The following is a 17,233-nucleotide window of genomic DNA, read 5'->3' as shown; positions in this document are numbered from 1 at the left end:
GCGAATGAGCGGGTCGGAACCGCAACCCGAACTACCGCAGCCCGTGGCCCCGATGCTGGCCACGCCGGGCCGGCCACCCGCGGGTCCGGGCTGGGCCTTCGAGTTCAAGTGGGACGGTGTCCGCGCCGTCACCGCAGTGGCGGGCAGCCGCGTCCGCGCCCACAGCCGCCGTGGCAACGAGATCACCGGCGCCTACCCGGAGCTCACCGATCTTCCGGAGCTTCTCGACGGCCGCCCGGTGCTGCTCGACGGAGAGGTCGTCGCTCTCGACGCCGCCGGACGGCCGGACTTCGGGATGTTGCAGCACCGGATGCACGTCCGCTCACCGGCGCCAGAGCTCGTCGAGCGGATTCCGGTGTCGTACGTGGTGTTCGACCTCTTGCACCTCGACGGGCGGCCGCTGCTGCGTGAGAGCTACGACCGGCGCCGCGCCCTTCTGGACGAGCTGGGGCTCGCCGGTGCGCGAGTGCGGGTGCCTCCGGCCACCTCGGGCGTCGACGGCGAGCATCTCCTCGCGGTGGCCCGCTCCCACGGGCTCGAAGGCGTGATCGGCAAACGTCGCACTGCGCAGTACGAGCAGGGCCGCCGGTCGCCCGCGTGGGTCAAGACCGCCCTCCTGACCACGCAGGAGGTCGTCATCGGCGGCTACACGGCGGGGGAGGGGCGGCGCAGCGCCAGCCTCGGCGCGCTCCTGCTCGGCGCGTACGACGACGACGGCAGGCTGCGCTACCTCGGCCATGTCGGCACCGGGTTCACGGAGGCGGCGCTGCAGCACCTCCTGGGGGAGCTGCGCCCACTGGAACGTCCCTCCAGTCCGTTCGACGAGGAGGTGCCGCGCGACGAGGCCCGCAAGGCGCGCTGGGTGCACCCCCGGCTCGTGGGCGAGGTGGTCTACCGGGTGCTCACGGCCGAGGGCAGGCTGCGCCACGCCGCATGGCGCGGGCTGCGCACCGACAAGACCCCGGAGGAAGCCCGCCTGCCCTGAACACGGCGGGGGTCACCGGTCGTGCGAGGACTCCTGCTGGTCGGGTGCGAGCTGCCGCCCTGCCGCGAGCAGCGCGGGCGCTGTCACGAGCTCCAGCACGGTCAGCGCCCGGAAGAGCGGATGGGGCGGGCCGCTGTGCCGGGCGGCGAGGATCCGGGCGACGCCACCCACGAACGTCGCGGCGGCGACCGCCCGCACCGCTGCCGGATGCCGTTCGGGCGCAGCCGCGAGCCGCCACATGAGAACACCCGACCCGGCCCACCAGGTGGCGTAGAAGCGCAGCACGCTGTCGGCGCTCGGCGAGACAGCGCCGCCGTCGGGCACGGCCGCGCTACCGCGGGCCACCACCCAGGTCCCGGTGGCGACCGCGATCAGGCCGGACCCGCGTAGCACTGCCTGCACCGCACGCCGGGCCGTCGTCGGGGGGAGAGTGATCACCGCGCCACCCTGCCAGGCGAACCGATGGTTGGCGACGGGCTACGGACCTCAGGCCGCGATCTCTTACCGCTTGACGCGCGCCCGCACAGCAGGCCGCCGGGGCGCCCGATCGGTCAGGCCCCGTCCTCCCGCTTCCAGTCGTTCGCGACGGCCATGTCGTGCTGGGCCCGGCGCATCTCCTCGTCGCTCGGGACGGTCTCGGCGTCGGGTGACCCGCTGTCCGACGAAAGGTCGACCCGAGAGGGCGGATCGTCGTCGGCCGGGGGCTCCGGATCGACCCACTCCTCGCGGTTGGAGCCGCCCGGACCGAGCTGTCCGGCCAGCTCCCCGGCCAGCGCGTCGTCCTCCCGGGGGCTGTGCTTGGAGCTACCGCGTTCCATTCTCGTCCCTCCCGATCGCTGGGATGTCCGCTTCGGCGCGTACGGCCTTGCGCCGCTGCTTGCGCCGGCGCATCCGGCTGACCAGCAGGTAGCTCAGCACGAGCGTGATCACGGCGATGAGCGTCCGCTGGTCGTGGACCGCGGCGTCCACCGTAGGCGCCTTCTTCGCGAGCACGGCCTTCGCCTGCGTGACCTGTTCCTGCACCCGGGCTGTGGTCTCCTCGCGCTTGGCGCGCACCCGGGAGGGGACGTCGACGCGGTGCGCGAGTTCTTCGACGGTGTCACCGAGTTCGGCGCGCAACGTGCCGAGGTCCTGGCGCAGCTCGTCCGGAGTGCGGGAAGCGCCGGACGTCGCCCGGTGCGGCGGGTCGGCGGAGTGTGGGCCTGTCATCGCTGCACCGCCTGCCTCACGGCCTGGACGTCCTGTTGGACGTTGTCGACGACGTCCTTGGGGACGGGCGGGGCGGCCTGGCGCAGCTCCTTGCGGCCGACGAGCGCGAGCACCCCGGCCACGATCAGCAGCACCACCCCGATCACCAAAGCGGCCAGCCACAGCGCCAGCACGATGTCCAGCGCAGCGATCGCGGCCGCGATGAGGGCACCGACGCCGTAGAGGGCCACCACCCCGCCGGCTCCGGCGAGGCCTGCGCCCGCCCCGGCGCGCTTGCCCTTCTCGGTGAGCTCTGCCCGGGCGAGCGCCAGCTCGCCCCGGACCAGTTCGGAGACTTGCGTCGACATTCGTTTGACGAGCTCGCTGGTCGACGCGGCGGCGGGGTCGGCGGCGTGCGTGGCGCTCCGGGTGCCCTGCGCGTGTCCGGATCCGGCCTCGCTGCCACCCTGCCCAACAATCTGCGGGGTCATGCACCGGGCTACCCGCAGACCGAGCGGGCCTAACGCCCGTCCGCCGAAGCCCTGGCAGCACCCCGCCGGTGGATGTCCATCCGGACAAATCAGAGCGATTGGGACGTATCGGGCGGACCGCAACCGGTGGCCGCAGGTGTGTACGCCGAGTGGTCTGCTCTGCGCGTCGGGTGAGCGGGCGGGATTGCCGTTGCGACGATACGGTCAGCGTGTCATCTGTGCCGGCAGAACGGGCCAACCCCGCCGGGCGCTCCGCAGGCGAGCTGCGGGACGCGGGCGGAGCTGGAGAGCGAGGATCATGGATCAGGACGTCCCCGGGCACGTGGAGTTCGTGCACCGGAGCTGGCCTGCCGACCCGGACCAGCTCGTTCTGATCCGCCGTGAGCTGGGGAGTTGGCTCGCCCCGCTGGCGCTGACCGAGGACGAGGTGGCCGACGTCGTGCTCGCCGTCGACGAGGCGGCGGCCAACGCGGTGCGGCACGCCTACGGGCCCGATGAGTCCGGTGCCGTCGAGCTGACCCTCTGGACCGAGCCGGGAACGCTCAGCATCGAGGTGGTCGACCACGGCAGTTGGCGTCCGCCCGTGGAGGAGCCCACACACGGCGGCCATGGCATCCCGCTGATGAGCAGGATGTCGGAGTCGGTCCTCATCCACTTCGACGGCCGCGGGAGCCGGGTGCTGCTCCGCCACCGCATCGCCGCGCCGGAGGATGCCGCACCATACGGAGCCGCGGCGCAGGCGGAGCCGGGGGCACCGAAGCACCATCTGCCCGACGAAACCGAGCACGGCGATCCGTGAGGCCGTCAGGCGTGCGGGGTACCCGTGCGCATGGCCGATGAGGATCCGGATCGCCGGAAGCGTTCCGACTACGAGCGCGGGCTGCCCGGATACCACGATCCGACCGCCGGGTACGGCGGTGCCGCGCCCGCGCGCAGTGCACTGACACTGCGCGCGGTGCTCGCCACGTTCGGTGTCGCGTTCGCGGCGGGTGCGGCGTGGCTCGGCTTCGCCGCCGGGCTGCCGGTGCTGGGCTGGGTGATGGTGGTGATCGCCCTGGTCGCCCTCGCCGACCTGGGTGTGGTGCTGTACCGCAAGCGCCGGGGCGAGCCCGGCTAGGGAGTCAGGCGAGCAGCGTCTCGTCGAGCCGCTGCAGCAGGTCCTCGGGCGAGTCGAACACCTCCTCGGCGCCGGCCGCGCACAGCTCCTCCACGGAGAACCCGCCGCTGCGCACGGCGTAGCCCGGTGTCCCGAACGCCGCCGCGGCACGGAAGTCCCACACCGAGTCGCCCACCAGCACACCCGCCGTTCCGTGGACCGCTCGCAGCGCTGCTTCCAGCAGGTCGGGCGCGGGCTTTGTGCGTCGCACGTCGTCGGAGGTGGTCCAGGCGTCGGCCAGCTCCTTGCCGTTGAAGAGGCTGAGGTAGTGCTCGACGTGCTCCTGCTTGCCCGAACTGGCCAGGGCGATCCGGAAGCCGCGTTCGCGCACCTCGCGCAGCAGCGCCTCCACGCCCGCGAACGCCTGCACCTCCTCCAGCATCGGCGCGAACTCCTCCGCCCATGCGCCGCGAAGGTCGTCCCCGTGGCGGGTCTCCACGTCGTCGTCGGTCACGGCGGCGACGAGCTGGTCACCCCCCATGCCGATCGCCCGGTGCAGCCGCCATACGGGGACCGTGATCCCGTAGCGCCGGAACGCCCGGAACCATGCGAGCGCGTGCTGGTAGTTCGTGTCGACGAGCGTGCCGTCCACATCGAACACGGCCGTATCGAACACAGCTGTGTCGAGGTCATGGTCGTGGGTCACGCGAGCCGAGTACCCGATGGGGGACGGAAGCACCGGCCTGGACGGCTCGGTTGTCGCGGGTGCGGCCGCCGGCCGACGGCGAGTCACGCGGTGGGGTGTGAGGCGGTGGGGTGTGAGGTGAGGTAGCCGCCCATCCGCGTGAAGTACTCCGTGGCCGCGTGCTCCTGGCCGTCGTCGGTGCGGACGCGGCGGATCACGAGCCCCGGGTTGCGGCCGCGGCGGGCGTCGGCCCCGGCCACCACCACCACGCCACCGGCGCCGTCGCGGATGAAGATGCGCCCGGGCGTGCCGCCGTAGGGCGTGTCGGTGACGCCGGCGGCGAGCACCCGCAGCCTGGTCGAGCCGTGGAAGCAGTAGGCGTTGGGATAGGGGTCGACCTGCGCGCGCACCAGGTTGGCGATGTCCCGGGCAGGCCAGCTCCAGTCGATCCGGTTGTCCTCCTCACTGCGCCGGTGGAAGTAGCTCGCCCGGCTGCGGTCCTGCGGCTCCCAGTCGGTGCGTCCCGAGGCCAGGAGCTCCAGCGCGTCCACGGTGATCGGCCCGAACATGGCCAGCGTGCGGTCGAACAGCTCGACGATCGTGTCCTCGTCGCCGACCGGGGTGGCGCGCTGCAGCACGATGTCGCCCGCGTCGAAGTCGCCGTCCATCATGTGGGCGGTGACCCCGACCTCGGGCTCCCCGTTGATCAGCGCCCAGTTGAGCGGCGCGAAGCCCGCGTAGGCGGGCAACAGGGCGTCGTGCACGTTGAGCGTGCCGAGCCGGGGGAGGGAGAAGACGGCGTGCGGCAGCCACGTGCGCCAGTTCGAGACGACCATCACGTCCGCGTCGGCGGAGCGGATCCGCTCCGCCACCTCCGCGTCGTCGGCCCGGGTGCGCACCAGCACGGGGACGCCGTGCTTGGCCGCGAGCTCGGCCACGGAATCGTTGAAGATCGTCTCGTACGGGTTGTCGCTCTCCGGGTGTGTGACGACCAAGGGGACCTCGTGCCCGGCCGCGAGTACCGCGTCCAACGTCCGATGGCCCCACGTCATGTAGCCGAACACGACGACGCGCATGCAGCACTCCTCCCCGCCCGATGTGTGATCGAAAAGGAGGATAGCTGCTTGTTAGGTTTGCCTGCCCAACGTCGCCGGGATGATCAATCCGAGCTGCAGGCGGAGGCCCCCGTGCCGAGAGCCAGGTCGCCCACGACCCCGAGGGGATCGTGGTCACGCGGGTCGGGCGTGGGCACCCACCGCCCGTCGACACGTCCGTAGGTCCAGTCCGGGCCCTGCGTGACGAGCTGCCGGAGCGCCTCCACCAGCCGGTCGACGTGTTCCTCGGTGGTGCCGATCCCGATGCTCGCGCGCAGCGCCTCGCCGTTCTCCCCACAGAGCCTGAGCAGCAGCGGGTGGGCGCAGAAGCGGCCGTCCCGGACGCCGATCCCGTGCTCGGCGGAGAGGTACGCGGCCACCCGTCCCGACGGATGCTGTGCCGGGAGGGAGAAGCTCTGCACGGCGACGCGTTCGGTGCTGTCCGACCAGATCCGCAGCGTCCGCGCCTCCGGCACGGTGGCGAGGCCCGCCGCGAGCCGGTCCGAGAGCGCGCGCTCGTGCGCGAGCGCCGCTCCGTCGAGCACCGGGGCGAGCGTGCGGCAGGCCTGTGCAAGAGCTGCCGCGCCGAGCACGTTCGGAGTGCCGCCCTCGTGCCGATGCGGGGCCGAGGCCCAGATCGTGTGGTCCACCTCGACCTCCCGCACCGCGCCACCACCCGCGAGGTAGGGCGTGCCCACGTCGAGCCAGTCACGGCGGCCGACGATCACGCCGGCGCCGTAGGGGGCGTAGAGCTTGTGGCCGGAGAGGGCCACGTAGTCGATGCCGGTGGCGGCGATGTCGATGCTGCGGTGCGGCGCGAGCTGGGCGGCGTCCACCACTACCCGGGCGCCCCACCGGTGGGCGATCTCGACGATCCGGTCCAGCGGCAGGACCTCACCGGTGACGTTGGATGCGCCCGTCACCGCGAGCAGGGCCACGGAAGTCGATGCAAGGGCGGCATCGAGGCTCGCGAGGGTCTCCTCCACGGTGTCGGCGGCCCGCAGCACCTGGTGGGCGCCGGTCTGCCAGGGGAGCAGGTTCGCGTGGTGCTCCACGTCCAGGCACAGGACGGTGCCCGGCACGCACCCGGCGAGCAGGTTCAGCGAGTCGGTGGTGTTGCGGGTGAACACCACCACGTCGTCCTCGGGCCGGGCGCCGACGAACTCGCCGACCGTGGCGCGCGCGGCTTCGAGCAGCGCGGTGCTGACCTGGGAGGCGTAGCCCGCGCCGCGGTGCACCGACGCGTAGTAGGGCAGCAACTCGGCGACGTGGGCGGCCACGGAGCGCAGGGCAGGCGCGCTGGCGGCGAGATCGAGGTTGGCGTACGCCACGTTCCCGCCCGTGACCAGTGGCACCCGGAGGTCGTCGCCCACCACCGGGGGAAGCTCGCGTGACGTGGCGGACGAGACATCGGAGGGAGCAAGAACGAGCGACAACACGGTCTCCTCATGAGGGGACCCGGCAACACAGGCGGGTCCGCGCTTGCCACCGGACACCCCGCCCGGCGGCCTGGTCGTCACCCGGAGCACCCCACCGCGGAGGAGGGTTGCCGGCCAGCGAGCCGGGGCTTGGTGCTGGCACTCATGACCTGTCGCCGACGCTACGTCGGCGTTCGATCGATCGTCAAGCCGCCCGTTGCCGCCGCCACAGGAGGGTGGCGGCAACGGGCCGCTGCCCGCTAGACGTGCGTCGAGCCGGAGTGGCCGGGATCGCGACGATCGTCCGGATCGTTCGCGAGGACCTTCGCCGCCTCATCGTGAAGTGACTCCCACAACGCGTCGACGTGCGAGGACTCCGTGAGCAGCGATCCGATGGCGACCCGGATGACATAGCGGCCACCCACCGTGGTGTGGGTGAGGAACGCACTGCCCGAGGCGTTGACGCGCTCGAGCACGGTGCGGGTGGCGCGATCGTCCGACTCCGGCCCGTCGCCCGTGACGACACGCAGGCACACCAGCGCGAGCGACGGCTCGGCCGCGAGCTCGAACGTGGGGTCCTCGCGCACCTGGCCGGCGAGCTTCTCGGCGAGTGCGAGGTGCGAGCGGATGTGCGCCCGAAGCCCGGACAACCCGTGGCCGTGCACGACCGCCCACAGCTTCAGTGCACGGAAGCGGCGACCGAGCGGCACCTGCCAGTCGCGGTAGTCCACGACGAAGCCCGACTCCGAGGCGGCGTTGCGGAGGAACTCGGGAGTGATCGAGAGCGCGGCCGGGAGTGCGGTGGCATCCCGCACCCAGAACAGCGACGCGTCGAAGGCCGTGAGCAGCCATTTGTGGGCGTTCGTGCAGAACGAGTCGACGAGTTCGACCCCGTCGAGCAGGTGGCGGAGCTCGGGACACAGCGCCGCCACACCGGCCCATGCGGCGTCGACGTGCACCCAGGCTCCGTGCTCGGCCGCCGCGTGCGCGATCTCCCGCACCGGGTCGATCGCGCCGGTGCCCGTCGTGCCGACGGTGGCGCAGACCAGAACCGGCCGCAGACCGGCCTCGGAGTCGGCCCGGAGCGCGGCGGCCAGGGCGTCGGGCGACATCGCGAGCGAGCCCGGCGACGGCTCGACGATGCGCAGCGCTTGTTTGCCCAGCCCGACGACCCGCACGGCCTTCGCGAGCGCGGAGTGCGTCTCGGCGGTGGCGTAGACGCGCTCCGTGCCGTCGACGCCGCGTTCCCGCCAGTCCGGGTTGCTGCGGTGCAGGGCCGCGAGGAGCGCTACGAGCGCAGCCGACGACGCGGAGTCCTGGATCGACCCGCCCCCGCCGCCTGCGAAGGTGAAGGACGCGTCCAGTCCGAGCGCCGCCGCCATGGCGTCGAGCAGCACCTGCTCCACCTCGGTGGCTGCGGGCGAGGTGGCCCAGAGCATCCCCTGCACACCGAGACCGGTGGAGAGCATGTCGCCGAGCAGCGAGTGCAGCGAGGCGTTGGCCGGGAAGTAGCCGAAGAAGCCGGGGTGCTGCCAGTGGGTGGTGGCAGGCACCACCACCCGGTCGATCTCGTCGAGCAGGCCGGCGAGCGGCTGCGGCTCCTCGGGCAGACCGGCAGACAGCAGCGTGGGCGTCAGCTGCTCTCGGACCCATCCCGGCTGGACGTCGGGTAGCACGGGCCGGTCGGCGACACCGGCTCGGTAGTCCGCGATCCAGTCGACGACGGCGTGACCGAGCCTCCGGAACTCCTCAGGGTCGACGTCGGGCATCAGAACCTCTCGCTCATCCAGTTGGTGACCAGGTTGAGCACCTCGGCGTCGATTGTCGTATCGATCGTCGGGTACTCGGTGATGGCGCCCGTGGTGGCCGGCTGCATCAGATGGTTGAGCTCGGCAAACGTGCGGATCGTCACGTCCGGTTTGCCGGCGAGCACCGTCCGCAGCGCGGGTTCACTCTGAGTCGGTGGCACCTGGAGGTCCTTTGCGCCGAAGATGGCGAGCACCGGCACCTGCAACGCCCGCAGGGCCGGCGCGGGGTCGTAGGTGAGCACAGCGCGGTACGCGGGGGTTGCCGGCAGCTGCGCCTCGAGCTCCTCGGCACTCGGACGCTGGTCCTCGGGCAGCGCGGAGGTCTGCTGGGCGATGCGGTCGCGGGAGAGCTGCCGGGCGGCGTCGTAGTCCTGCGCCCGCAGCAGCCCACTGAGATTGCGCACGTAGTCGATCTGGGCCTGGACCTGCTCCGGGGGCGCGCCTGCCTGCTGGAAGAGCAACCGGTTCTGCAGGACGAGCACCTCCTCCCCGGTGACGGCCGGGGCAGCCATGAGCACGACGAACGCTACCCCGCCCGCACCGGCCCGCTGGGCGACGAGAGGCGCGAGGGAGCCGCCCTCGCTGTGGCCGATCAGCCCGATCTTCGCGGGGTCGATCTCGGAGCGGCTCTTCAAGAACGCGAGCCCGGCCAGTGCGTCGCCGGTGAGGTCGTCGTAGCTCGCCTGCTGGAGATCGCCGCTCGAGCCCCCGACGCCGCGGTCGTCCACCCGCAGGACGGCGTAGCCGGCGCGGGTGATCGCGTCGGCGAGCACCAGGAACGGCTTGTGTCCCGCGATCGTCTCGTCGCGGTCCTGCGCGCCGCTGCCGGTGATCAGCATGACCGCGGGGAACGGTCCGTCCCCCTCGGGGAGGGTCAGCGTCCCGGCCATGGTCAGCGGACCACTCGGGTACGTCACGTCCTCGCTGCGGTACGGGAAGGGCGGCTGCGGCTCCTGCGGCCGTCCGACATCGGGCAGAGCGCCTGCGCTCAGCGTGAACGGGGCGGTCTGCCCGCCTTGGCTGTAGGTCCCGGCGATCGTGCCGTCCTCGTTCCGGGTGCCGTCGAAGGTGGCGCCGCCCGGGACGTCGGGCAGGTGGAACGAGACGGCGTCACCGTCGAGGCGTACGTCCTTCAGCGCTAGCGCACGCAGACCCTGGGCCGGGAGGTCGAAGGTGCCGGTGGTGCCGGCGATGCGTACGCCGATCTGCAGTGGGTTCCCCGGGGTGTTGATGCTGCCGTGCCAGTCGCCGCTGAGATCCCGCGGTGTGTCAGCTCCCGGTCCAGTACACGCGCTCAGGAGCAGCAGCGCGATGAGCCCGAAGATCGTCCGTCGCATTGGCACACCGTAGTGAGTCGGTTTTGGGGCCCTTGACCGGCGCGGAGGTGCTGTTCGCGCCTCACGTGCGGCTCGGCCGGAAGGTCGGTAGTGACCGTTCTCACCCCGGTTCGATGCAGCGTGAGCGGCCATGACGGACGATGGTCGTCGGGTGACCACGGAGGTGCGCCCCAGTGTGGGGGAGCGAGGGAGGCTGCGGCTGCTGCAGCTGGCCGCCCTGACCAGTACCTGCGACCGCTTCGCGATCGCCCCTCTGCTCGTGGTGATCGGTCTCGACCTGGACGCGCCCCTGTCGGCCGTCGCAGGTGTGGCGAGTGCGTACTTCCTGGCCTACGGCCTGATGCAGCCGGTGTGGGGGATGATCAGCGACCGCATCGGCCGCGTCCGCGTGATGCGCCTGTCCCTGCTCGGTGCGGCGGCCGCAGGCATCGGGTCGGTGCTCGCCCCGAACCTGCTGGCTCTCGGGATATGCCGCACGGTGGCGGGCGGGTGTTTCGCCGCGCTCATCCCGTCGACGCTCGTCTACGTCGGTGACATGTGGCCTGCCGCTGTGCGCCAGCGTCCGCTGGCGGACGTACTGGCAGCGTCGTCGCTCGGCATCGCGGTCGCCACAGCGGGCGCGGGCCTGCTCGCCGATCTGATCCACTGGCGCGTGGTCCCCGGCGTGACGGCGGTGGCAGCGGCCCTGCTCTGGGTCGCCCTGTCCCGGCTGCCGGAGCCGGACCGCAGCCCCGCCACGGGCAACCCGCTGCGGTCGGTCGTGCGGGTGCTGCGCGATCGGTGGGCACTGGTGGTGTTCGCACTGGTGTTCGTCGAAGGCATGACGGTGCTCGGCGTGCTCACCTACCTGGCCCCGGCCGTGCAGGCGCTGGGGTCCTCGGCCGCCCTCGCCGGCCTGGTGGCCGCGTCGTTCGGGGTGGGCGCGCTCGGCTGGTCGCGCCTGGTGCGCATGCTGGTGGGGCGGACGTCCCCGGGCGGGCTCGCCTGCATCGGTGGGGTACTGCTGATCGTCGGCTGGTCCGTCCCCGCGATCACGGTCAACGTCGCGACCGTCACGGTCGCAGGACTGGTGCTCGGTGGTTCCTGGGCGTTCCTGCACACGACGTTGCAGGGCTGGGCCACCGAGGTGGTGCCCACGGAGCGGGCCACCGCCGTGGCGCTGTTCGCCGCGCTGCTCTTCCTGGGCAGCTCGGCCGGCACCGCTGCGGCCGGACCGCTGGCCGACACGGGTGCCTTCGGGACGCTGTTCCGGGTGGCGCTCTGTGTGGCGGTGCCACTCGCGGTGGCGGCCGGAATCGCCCGCATCCGCTACAGCGCAGCCCGGGGCAGCAGCCGGCCGGACGCAGCAGCCACCACCCCGACCCCGGACTGACAACCCTGCGGGCCGCCTTCCCATCGGCAGCCGCCTCATCACACATCGTGATGTGCCGGGGCAGAATCGCGGCGTGCACACGGCCTCGGACGAGCTCAGTCGCGGCCCGGTCGTGCTGCGGCGGTGGCGGCGCGGGGACGCCGAGGATCTCTACCGCGCCGTGAGCGAGTCGATCGAGCACCTCGCGCCGTGGATGGCGTGGGCGGCGCACGGCTACGCGACGGCGGCCGCCGCGGCGCTCACGTCGGAGGCGTTCCGCATCGGAGCAGACCGGGTCGAGATCGTCCACGACCTCGCCAACGTCGCGAGCGGTGCGATCCCGCGGCGCGTGGGGTTCCGGGAGGTGGACCGGCGGGCGCCGCAGGAGGAACGCACGGCGGGGGAGGTGGGCGTCGACGTGGTGTGGCGCCTGTGCGCCTCCCGATCAGGCGATGGTATGACGTTCCCGGCATGAACAGTCACCTCTGACGGTTCGGACGGGAGCAGGATCTGTGGACATCTCCGAGAGCGTCGCGGTCGTCACCGGGGGCGCATCCGGCCTCGGACTCGCCACGACGAAGGCACTCGTGGCCGCCGGAGCGAAGGTCGTGATCATCGACCTGCCGGGCTCGCCCGGGAAGGAGCGGGCCGCCGAGCTCGGAGACGCGGCGCGGTTCGCGCCCGCGGATGTCCGCAGCGAGAGTGAGGTGGTGGCGGCGCTCGACGTCGCCGACGCCCTGGGCCCGCTCCGGGTGGCCGTCAACTGCGCCGGCACCGCCAATGCGATCCGGGTGATCGGGAAGAAGGGTGTCTTCCCCCTCGCCGACTTCACCCGGATCATCGAGATCAACCTGATCGGCACGTTCAACGTGCTGCGACTCGCCGCCGAACGCATGGTGGCCCACGATCGCGTGGGTGAGGAGCGCGGCGTCATCATCAACACGGCGTCGGCAGCCGCGTTCGACGGCCAGATCGGCCAGGCGGCCTACTCCGCGTCGAAGGGCGGGGTGGTGGGGATGACCCTGCCGATCGCCCGTGATCTTGCCTCGATGTACATCCGGGTGGTCACCATCGCGCCGGGCCTGTTCGACACACCGTTGATGGCCGGCCTTCCCGAGGAGGCCAGGGCGTCGCTCGGTGCACAGGTGCCGCACCCGTCCCGGTTGGGCGACCCTGCCGAGTTCGGGGCACTCGCGGCCCACATCGTCGCCAATCCGATGCTCAACGGCGAGGTCATCCGGCTCGACGGCGCGATCCGGATGGGCCCGCGCTGACAGCGGCCCCGGCCGGCGGGCGTTTACCGACGACATGGTCCGGCCGGAACGGGCCGGCATCCTGTGCGGAGTGCCGGCCCGTTCGGGGCGATCACGCGGGCACGCGGTCCAGGAAACCGTGCACGGTGGTGACCCTGCCGTCCGCCGTGACCACCACGACGTCGAAGCCGATCACGAGCGGCTCGGCACCGGCCGGACCGAGGCCCCACTGAAAGCGGCACACGTCATGGTGTGAGTCGACATCCCCGATCTGCCGGAATTCCATCCCGGGGAATTGTTGCTGTACCCCGGCGATCAGGGCGTCGAGCCCGTCGGCGCCGCTGACGTCGGCGAGCGGGTCGACATAGCGTGCGTCAGGCGTGAATGCGGCATCGATCGCGGCCTTGCGGGTCGCCGGGTCGGTCTCGTTCCACGCGGCCAGGTAGGCCTGAACCAGATCGGTGCCGGGAGTAATGGTTGCGGGCATCGGGAGCCTCCGGTGTTCACGGTCGGACATGACACGAAGACCTTCGCCCGGCCGCGGTGGGCCGGTCGATCACCTCGGAGGTAATGCTCGCGGTCAGAGCACCTGAATTCGCTTACCGCCGGTGCGGACCACGATGTCGCGGAATGTGGCCCGGCCGGTGCCGTGACCGAAGTGGCTCACCGCGACGAGCCGCAGCGACCGGATGCGGGCCGGGGCAGGACCGATGAACCGCTCGTGGTCGGCCTGCACCGCGCGCGACTCCCGTCGCCACCGCCCGAGCCCTGCCGGCCCGCGGCGCACGGGAACATGCGTCTCGGTCCACCCGGGGACGGGGCAGTCGAAGGCGTCGTCCCCGGGCTGCAGGGTGGTGCTCCAGAACCAGTTGATGCTCGGCTCGGGCCGGCCGTTCGCCTCGGGCCCCGCGGCGAAGACCGCGGCGATACCGAGGAGGTCGTGGGTCCACGCCGTGTTCTCACCGACCCTGCCGGGCAGTGCCTCGACCCGCCAGCTCCACTCGATGATCGTGTCGTTACCCAGGACGATGTCGACGTCCTTCTCGATGGCCCCGGCGTCGTCATCGCAGAGGACCTCGATCACCGGCCTGCCATCGGCGAGGGCGTGCCGGTAGACGTCGGCCGGTCCGGCGGCCAGGAGGTAGGACCAGCCGGCCGGTGGCACGACGGGGTGGAGCAGCCGCCGCCGCTCCGCGTCGGCGAGCCGGGGATCGGCGATGCCGGGCGGCAGTGCGGCGAGGCCGTCGACCGGATCGACGCCCCGCGGCCAGTGCAGCACTGTGACCGCCAACGACCCCGGGTCGCATCCAGGGGAGCCGCAACCGTCGGCACACGTCATCGGGGTGAGCGTGCCGGACCGGTCGGCCCAGGCGCCGAGGTAGACACAGAGCTGCAGTGGCCCCGAGCGGTCGACCACAACGGTGGTGGTGTCCTGGGTGCAGCCGAAAACGTCTCCACCCGGGACACGGCCCCAGAGGTGATACTTGGGGCCGCCCCAGTGGCTCGCCGACCACGTGATGCGACCCGATCCGAGCAACGTGACGCGGTCGCCACGATCTACATGGATGCCGGTGCCGGTCCACGATGGATCGTTTCCCGGCAGCACCATGTGCACGGCAGCCGGCTGGATCATCGACCTAGCCTGGCATACCGCGGCGCCCGAAGGGCGCTAACAGATGTTCAGCTTCTGTGTCAGTGGCTCTGGTGGTAGGCCTCGAGCACGTTGGACGGGATGCGGCCCCGCTCCGAGATCTTCATGCCCTGCGTCTGGGCCCATTCCCGAATGGCCTGGTTCTGCTCGCGGTCGGTGCTCGGGCGGGCCGGAGCCGCACTGCCGCCCGAACGACGGCGGCCACCGGTGCGGCGGGCAGCGGAAACGAACGGCTCCAGCGCCTCACGCAATCTGGCGCTATTGGCCGCCGAGAGGTCGATCTCGTAGGACCTTCCATCCATCGCGAACTCGATCTGCTCCTCGGCCTCGGTGCCATCGAGGTCGTCGACGAGCGTGACCGTCGTCTGCTTGGCCATGTGCGCTGCCTTTCAGGGGGCTCCGGGTACACCGAGGCGCCCTCGATGTCCTACGAGGGTTCCACGGTTCCGAACAGGGGTGGGTGTCAATTGCGAGCACGATAATAAAGGAGTGAGGTGCCCATTGTCGATCGGGGTCGGAAGGTTCCTTGGCGACCGGGTCCATCCTCGCCCCGGCCGCCGGGCCATTCCGGCCGAATGGGATCGCCGGGTGCCGGAAAAGGCCCGGTCAGGGCCACTACTGCCGAGGTCTGGGTCGACGTGACTAGGCTCGAGGCGTGGCTGTGACGGTCGAGCGACGAGCACGAATCCTGCTGGTACGGATGGAGCGCGCGGCCAAGCGCAACGCGATCGATGCGGGTATGACGGCCGCACTCGACGCGGCGCTCAACGAGCTCGACGACGATCCGGAGCTGTGGGCCGGTGTGCTCGCCGGATCGCCGGAAGCCTTTTCCGCAGGCACTGATCTTGTGGCCGGCGCGGGTGGTCCAACTGCGCGGGGCGGCAACTACGGTGTCGTCCGGCGTGATCGTTCGACCCCTCTGGTAGCTGCTGTGGAGGGCATCGCCTACGGCGGCGGATTCGAGCTCGTTCTGGCCTGCGACCTCGTGGTGGCCGCGCGGACCGCACGATTCGCGCTGCCGGAAACCGCGCGCGGACTGGTGGCCAACTGTGGTGCCCTGTTCCGGGCGCCCCGGGCCCTGCCGCGCAACATCGCCAACGAGATGCTGCTGACCGGCGAGCCGCTGGACGCGGAGCGGGCATGGTCGCTGGGGTTGGTGAACGCGCTGGTCGAGCCCGGTGAGGCGGAGGCCGCGGCGCTGGCCCTCGCGGAGCGGGTGTGTGCCAACGCCCCCATCGCCCAGCGCGCCACGCTCGGAGCGGTCTCGGAGGTGGTGGCCGATGAGGAATCGCGCGGATGGTCTGCCACGGAACGGGCCCAGATCATGGTGAACATGTCGCAGGATGCCGACGAAGGGGTGGCCGCGTTCCGTGAGAAGCGCTCGCCCCGCTGGAACGGGCGGTGAGAGGACTCATGCAAATAGCGCGCCCGATGATGGCGCGGCGTCGATCCATGGGCACCGTCGGAAGATGACCGTCTCGGGATGACGGTCCCGACAAGACGGTGTGTGTGGCACTCCTCTGCTGCGTCGACGGCGAGAACTGATGTCCCGAGATGTGGTGTCGCAGTGAGGTGTCGAGCCTGTTACCGGCCCGGATCCGGGTGGCCGGTAGGGAGCGGCCAATGGGAGTCACGCTCTCGTTTGTCACAGGAGATTCACAACCGCCCGACCTGGATGAGCAGTTGCCGGGAGAGTTGCGACCCGGCCCGGCTGCCCCGGCAACCGGACACCGTTACGGGACAGTGACCCTGCCGAGACGGCAAGGATGCGGGATGCGGGAGCAGGCATGGCTGTGCGCCGTGCCGGAATGCCCGTCGCGCCGTCGCTATCGACGAGCGGAATGGGCGGAGGGCGCAGCAGAACCACCGGGGCTTTCCCGTTCTCGGGTGCCGACCCGGCGCTCGAACCACCCCGGCCGGAGCTCCTTCGACGATCATTCTCGCCGGATCAGCCGAGCGAGCACGCTATGTACCTCGCCTGCTTCCGGCGGATCGGGCGCGCAGAAACAACGCAGGAAGAGTCCGTCGACAGCCGCGGCGACCCCTGCGCGCTCGATCGGGTCCGCCACGTACGGGGTCAGGAATGCATCCAGGCCCTCGGTCCACCGCACCGCCTCCGGCTGGAGCGCCGGTCGCCGCCCGGCCATGAGGAACAGTTCGTACTCGGCCGCGACGTGGGCCCGGCGCGAGCCGGTGCTCTCGGAGATGAGGTGGGCGAGCTGTGCCAGAGGGTCGGCGGCCGCGGCGCACTCCTCGAGCCGCTGTATGTAGTCGTCGTTGGAGGCGGTGAGCGCCGCGACGAGCAGATCGTCGACGGCGGGGAAGTAATAGGTGACGGTGCTGGGCGGCACGTCGGCCTCCTGCGCCACCACGCGCTGGCTCGCCGCCGCCAACCCGTCGCGCTCGATCACCCGCATCGTCGCGTCGATGAGCAGGCGCCGCCTGCGATCGCCCTTGCGCCGCCTGCCGTCGGTGGACTCCGGGAGGGTCATTGCTGAGCTTCCGGATGGCGGGCGCCGAGCTCGAGGGCGAGCACTCCGGCGATGACGAGTGCGATCCCGGCAACCTGCACCCATGTCATGCTCTCACCGAGGAACACGGCACCGATGATCGCCACGAGCGCGACGCCCGCGGCCGCCCACACGCCGTACGCCACGCCGATCCCCATTCCGCGGGTGAGTGCCTGGGACAGCATCGCGAACGCCGTGATGTAGCCGATCACCACGACGATCGACGGCACGAGGCGCGTGAACCCCTCGGACAGCTTGAGCGCCGTGGTGGCGGCGACCTCCATGAGGATCGCGCCGGCGAGGAACAGCCACGGCACCGCCACCACCTCCATGAGAAACCCGAGCGTCCAGGCTAGCTTAAACCTG

The 17,233-nt window shown here is 71.5% G+C and carries 21 protein-coding genes and 1 riboswitch; of the genes, 7 read left to right on the top strand and 14 right to left on the bottom strand.

All coding sequences use genetic code 11. The features are described from left to right. Positions 1–4 precede the first annotated feature (4 nt). Positions 5–985: a non-homologous end-joining DNA ligase gene (gene ligD / locus MMF94_RS22435; RefSeq protein ID WP_241039098.1), complete on the top strand. Its 981-nt coding sequence runs from the start codon at positions 5–7 to the stop codon at positions 983–985. A 12-nt stretch (positions 986–997) separates the two neighbouring features. Here ligD and MMF94_RS22430 read toward each other — a convergent pair whose 3' ends face one another. From MMF94_RS22430 to MMF94_RS22415, 4 genes are all read right to left on the bottom strand, one after another. Next, complete coding sequence (locus MMF94_RS22430; protein ID WP_241039097.1) at positions 998–1,423, bottom strand: DUF4345 domain-containing protein; 426 nt, start codon at positions 1,421–1,423, stop codon at positions 998–1,000. 113 nt (positions 1,424–1,536) lie between these two features. Next, positions 1,537–1,803, bottom strand: a complete 267-nt coding sequence (locus MMF94_RS22425; RefSeq protein ID WP_241039149.1) for a hypothetical protein — start codon at positions 1,801–1,803, stop codon at positions 1,537–1,539. Beyond that, the gene (locus MMF94_RS22420) at positions 1,790–2,194 is read right to left on the bottom strand and encodes a DUF3618 domain-containing protein (RefSeq protein WP_241039096.1); all 405 of its coding nucleotides are present in this window, start codon (positions 2,192–2,194) and stop codon (positions 1,790–1,792) included. The genes MMF94_RS22425 and MMF94_RS22420 overlap by 14 nt, the downstream gene beginning before the upstream one ends. After that, positions 2,191–2,664, bottom strand: a complete 474-nt coding sequence (locus tag MMF94_RS22415; protein ID WP_241039095.1) for a phage holin family protein — start codon at positions 2,662–2,664, stop codon at positions 2,191–2,193. Before MMF94_RS22415 ends, MMF94_RS22420 begins: the two co-directional genes overlap by 4 nt. A gap of 298 nt (positions 2,665–2,962) precedes the next feature. On the opposite strand from MMF94_RS22415, the gene MMF94_RS22410 reads away from it, so the two are divergent. Together MMF94_RS22410 and MMF94_RS22405 are read left to right on the top strand one after the other, a co-directional pair. Beyond that, complete coding sequence (locus MMF94_RS22410) at positions 2,963–3,463, top strand: ATP-binding protein (RefSeq protein ID WP_241039094.1); 501 nt, start codon at positions 2,963–2,965, stop codon at positions 3,461–3,463. A 30-nt stretch (positions 3,464–3,493) separates the two neighbouring features. Then, complete coding sequence (locus MMF94_RS22405; protein ID WP_241039093.1) at positions 3,494–3,781, top strand: DUF6343 family protein; 288 nt, start codon at positions 3,494–3,496, stop codon at positions 3,779–3,781. Between the two features lie 4 nt (positions 3,782–3,785). Here MMF94_RS22405 and MMF94_RS22400 read toward each other — a convergent pair whose 3' ends face one another. The 5 genes from MMF94_RS22400 to MMF94_RS22380 all read right to left on the bottom strand — a co-directional run bounded on the left by MMF94_RS22400 (position 3,786) and on the right by MMF94_RS22380 (position 10,102). Beyond that, positions 3,786–4,466, bottom strand: a complete 681-nt coding sequence (locus MMF94_RS22400) for an HAD family hydrolase (protein WP_241039092.1) — start codon at positions 4,464–4,466, stop codon at positions 3,786–3,788. Positions 4,467–4,549: 83 nt separating this feature from the next. Continuing rightward, positions 4,550–5,521, bottom strand: coding sequence for a methionyl-tRNA formyltransferase (locus MMF94_RS22395; RefSeq protein ID WP_241039091.1), 972 nt, complete (start codon positions 5,519–5,521; stop codon positions 4,550–4,552). An 83-nt stretch (positions 5,522–5,604) separates the two neighbouring features. Further along, a complete protein-coding gene (locus MMF94_RS22390; RefSeq protein ID WP_379660505.1) occupies positions 5,605–6,978 on the bottom strand; it encodes an aminotransferase class V-fold PLP-dependent enzyme in 1,374 nt (457 codons plus the stop codon). A 34-nt stretch (positions 6,979–7,012) separates the two neighbouring features. Further along, positions 7,013–7,128: riboswitch (SAM riboswitch) on the bottom strand. Between the two features lie 89 nt (positions 7,129–7,217). Next, positions 7,218–8,726, bottom strand: a complete 1,509-nt coding sequence (locus tag MMF94_RS22385; RefSeq protein WP_241039089.1) for a pyridoxal-dependent decarboxylase — start codon at positions 8,724–8,726, stop codon at positions 7,218–7,220. After that, positions 8,726–10,102: an alpha/beta hydrolase family protein gene (locus MMF94_RS22380; protein WP_241039088.1), complete on the bottom strand. Its 1,377-nt coding sequence runs from the start codon at positions 10,100–10,102 to the stop codon at positions 8,726–8,728. The genes MMF94_RS22385 and MMF94_RS22380 overlap by 1 nt, the downstream gene beginning before the upstream one ends. 151 nt (positions 10,103–10,253) lie before the next feature. On the opposite strand from MMF94_RS22380, the gene MMF94_RS22375 reads away from it, so the two are divergent. The 3 genes from MMF94_RS22375 (at position 10,254) to MMF94_RS22365 (ending at position 12,727) form a co-directional block, all read left to right on the top strand. Then, complete coding sequence (locus MMF94_RS22375; protein WP_241039087.1) at positions 10,254–11,474, top strand: MFS transporter; 1,221 nt, start codon at positions 10,254–10,256, stop codon at positions 11,472–11,474. 73 nt (positions 11,475–11,547) lie between these two features. Beyond that, positions 11,548–11,928 (top strand): GNAT family N-acetyltransferase, encoded by a 381-nt coding sequence (locus tag MMF94_RS22370; protein ID WP_241039086.1) that lies wholly within the window; start codon positions 11,548–11,550, stop codon positions 11,926–11,928. A 37-nt stretch (positions 11,929–11,965) separates the two neighbouring features. Further along, the gene (locus tag MMF94_RS22365) at positions 11,966–12,727 is read left to right on the top strand and encodes a 3-hydroxyacyl-CoA dehydrogenase (RefSeq protein WP_241039085.1); all 762 of its coding nucleotides are present in this window, start codon (positions 11,966–11,968) and stop codon (positions 12,725–12,727) included. 91 nt (positions 12,728–12,818) lie between these two features. Here the strand turns inward: MMF94_RS22365 and MMF94_RS22360 are convergent, their stop codons facing one another. The 3 genes from MMF94_RS22360 to MMF94_RS22350 all read right to left on the bottom strand — a co-directional run bounded on the left by MMF94_RS22360 (position 12,819) and on the right by MMF94_RS22350 (position 14,734). After that, positions 12,819–13,193, bottom strand: coding sequence for a nuclear transport factor 2 family protein (locus MMF94_RS22360; protein ID WP_241039084.1), 375 nt, complete (start codon positions 13,191–13,193; stop codon positions 12,819–12,821). 93 nt (positions 13,194–13,286) lie between these two features. After that, positions 13,287–14,339, bottom strand: coding sequence for a DUF3047 domain-containing protein (locus tag MMF94_RS22355; protein ID WP_241039083.1), 1,053 nt, complete (start codon positions 14,337–14,339; stop codon positions 13,287–13,289). 59 nt (positions 14,340–14,398) lie between these two features. Next, a complete protein-coding gene (locus MMF94_RS22350) occupies positions 14,399–14,734 on the bottom strand; it encodes a histone-like nucleoid-structuring protein Lsr2 (protein ID WP_241039082.1) in 336 nt (111 codons plus the stop codon). A 278-nt stretch (positions 14,735–15,012) separates the two neighbouring features. On the opposite strand from MMF94_RS22350, the gene MMF94_RS22345 reads away from it, so the two are divergent. Continuing rightward, positions 15,013–15,762 carry an enoyl-CoA hydratase-related protein gene (locus tag MMF94_RS22345; RefSeq protein WP_241039081.1) on the top strand — a complete coding sequence of 250 codons (750 nt, stop codon included), beginning with the start codon at positions 15,013–15,015 and terminating at the stop codon, positions 15,760–15,762. 529 nt (positions 15,763–16,291) lie between these two features. Here the strand turns inward: MMF94_RS22345 and MMF94_RS22340 are convergent. Beyond that, on the bottom strand, positions 16,292–16,849 hold the full coding sequence (locus MMF94_RS22340; RefSeq protein WP_241039080.1) for a TetR/AcrR family transcriptional regulator: 558 nt from the start codon (positions 16,847–16,849) through the stop codon (positions 16,292–16,294). Continuing rightward, entirely contained in the window at positions 16,846–17,199 is a 354-nt protein-coding gene (locus MMF94_RS22335; RefSeq protein WP_241039079.1) for a DMT family transporter, read from the bottom strand. Before MMF94_RS22335 ends, MMF94_RS22340 begins: the two co-directional genes overlap by 4 nt. Positions 17,200–17,233: the final 34 nt, after the last annotated feature.

Origin of the sequence: Pseudonocardia alaniniphila (assembly GCF_022524485.1) — a bacterium.
Lineage (GTDB): Bacteria > Actinomycetota > Actinomycetes > Mycobacteriales > Pseudonocardiaceae > Pseudonocardia > Pseudonocardia alaniniphila.
The sequence above is the reverse complement of the archived record's forward strand: the minus strand, read 5'-3'. Positions and strand labels throughout refer to the sequence as shown.

Coding starts and splice junctions, on each gene's coding strand:
- MMF94_RS22425 (WP_241039149.1), bottom strand. CDS start 1,803: ATGGAACGCGGTAGCTCCAAGCACAGCCCCCGGGAGGACGACGCGCTG.
- MMF94_RS22355 (WP_241039083.1), bottom strand. CDS start 14,339: ATGATCCAGCCGGCTGCCGTGCACATGGTGCTGCCGGGAAACGATCCA.
- MMF94_RS22420 (WP_241039096.1), bottom strand. CDS start 2,194: ATGACAGGCCCACACTCCGCCGACCCGCCGCACCGGGCGACGTCCGGC.
- MMF94_RS22410 (WP_241039094.1), top strand. CDS start 2,963: ATGGATCAGGACGTCCCCGGGCACGTGGAGTTCGTGCACCGGAGCTGG.
- MMF94_RS22395 (WP_241039091.1), bottom strand. CDS start 5,521: ATGCGCGTCGTCGTGTTCGGCTACATGACGTGGGGCCATCGGACGTTG.
- ligD (WP_241039098.1), top strand. CDS start 5: ATGAGCGGGTCGGAACCGCAACCCGAACTACCGCAGCCCGTGGCCCCG.
- MMF94_RS22405 (WP_241039093.1), top strand. CDS start 3,494: ATGGCCGATGAGGATCCGGATCGCCGGAAGCGTTCCGACTACGAGCGC.
- MMF94_RS22360 (WP_241039084.1), bottom strand. CDS start 13,193: ATGCCCGCAACCATTACTCCCGGCACCGATCTGGTTCAGGCCTACCTG.
- MMF94_RS22350 (WP_241039082.1), bottom strand. CDS start 14,734: ATGGCCAAGCAGACGACGGTCACGCTCGTCGACGACCTCGATGGCACC.
- MMF94_RS22335 (WP_241039079.1), bottom strand. CDS start 17,199: ATGGAGGTGGTGGCGGTGCCGTGGCTGTTCCTCGCCGGCGCGATCCTC.
- MMF94_RS22415 (WP_241039095.1), bottom strand. CDS start 2,664: ATGACCCCGCAGATTGTTGGGCAGGGTGGCAGCGAGGCCGGATCCGGA.
- MMF94_RS22380 (WP_241039088.1), bottom strand. CDS start 10,102: ATGCGACGGACGATCTTCGGGCTCATCGCGCTGCTGCTCCTGAGCGCG.
- MMF94_RS22385 (WP_241039089.1), bottom strand. CDS start 8,726: ATGCCCGACGTCGACCCTGAGGAGTTCCGGAGGCTCGGTCACGCCGTC.
- MMF94_RS22340 (WP_241039080.1), bottom strand. CDS start 16,849: ATGACCCTCCCGGAGTCCACCGACGGCAGGCGGCGCAAGGGCGATCGC.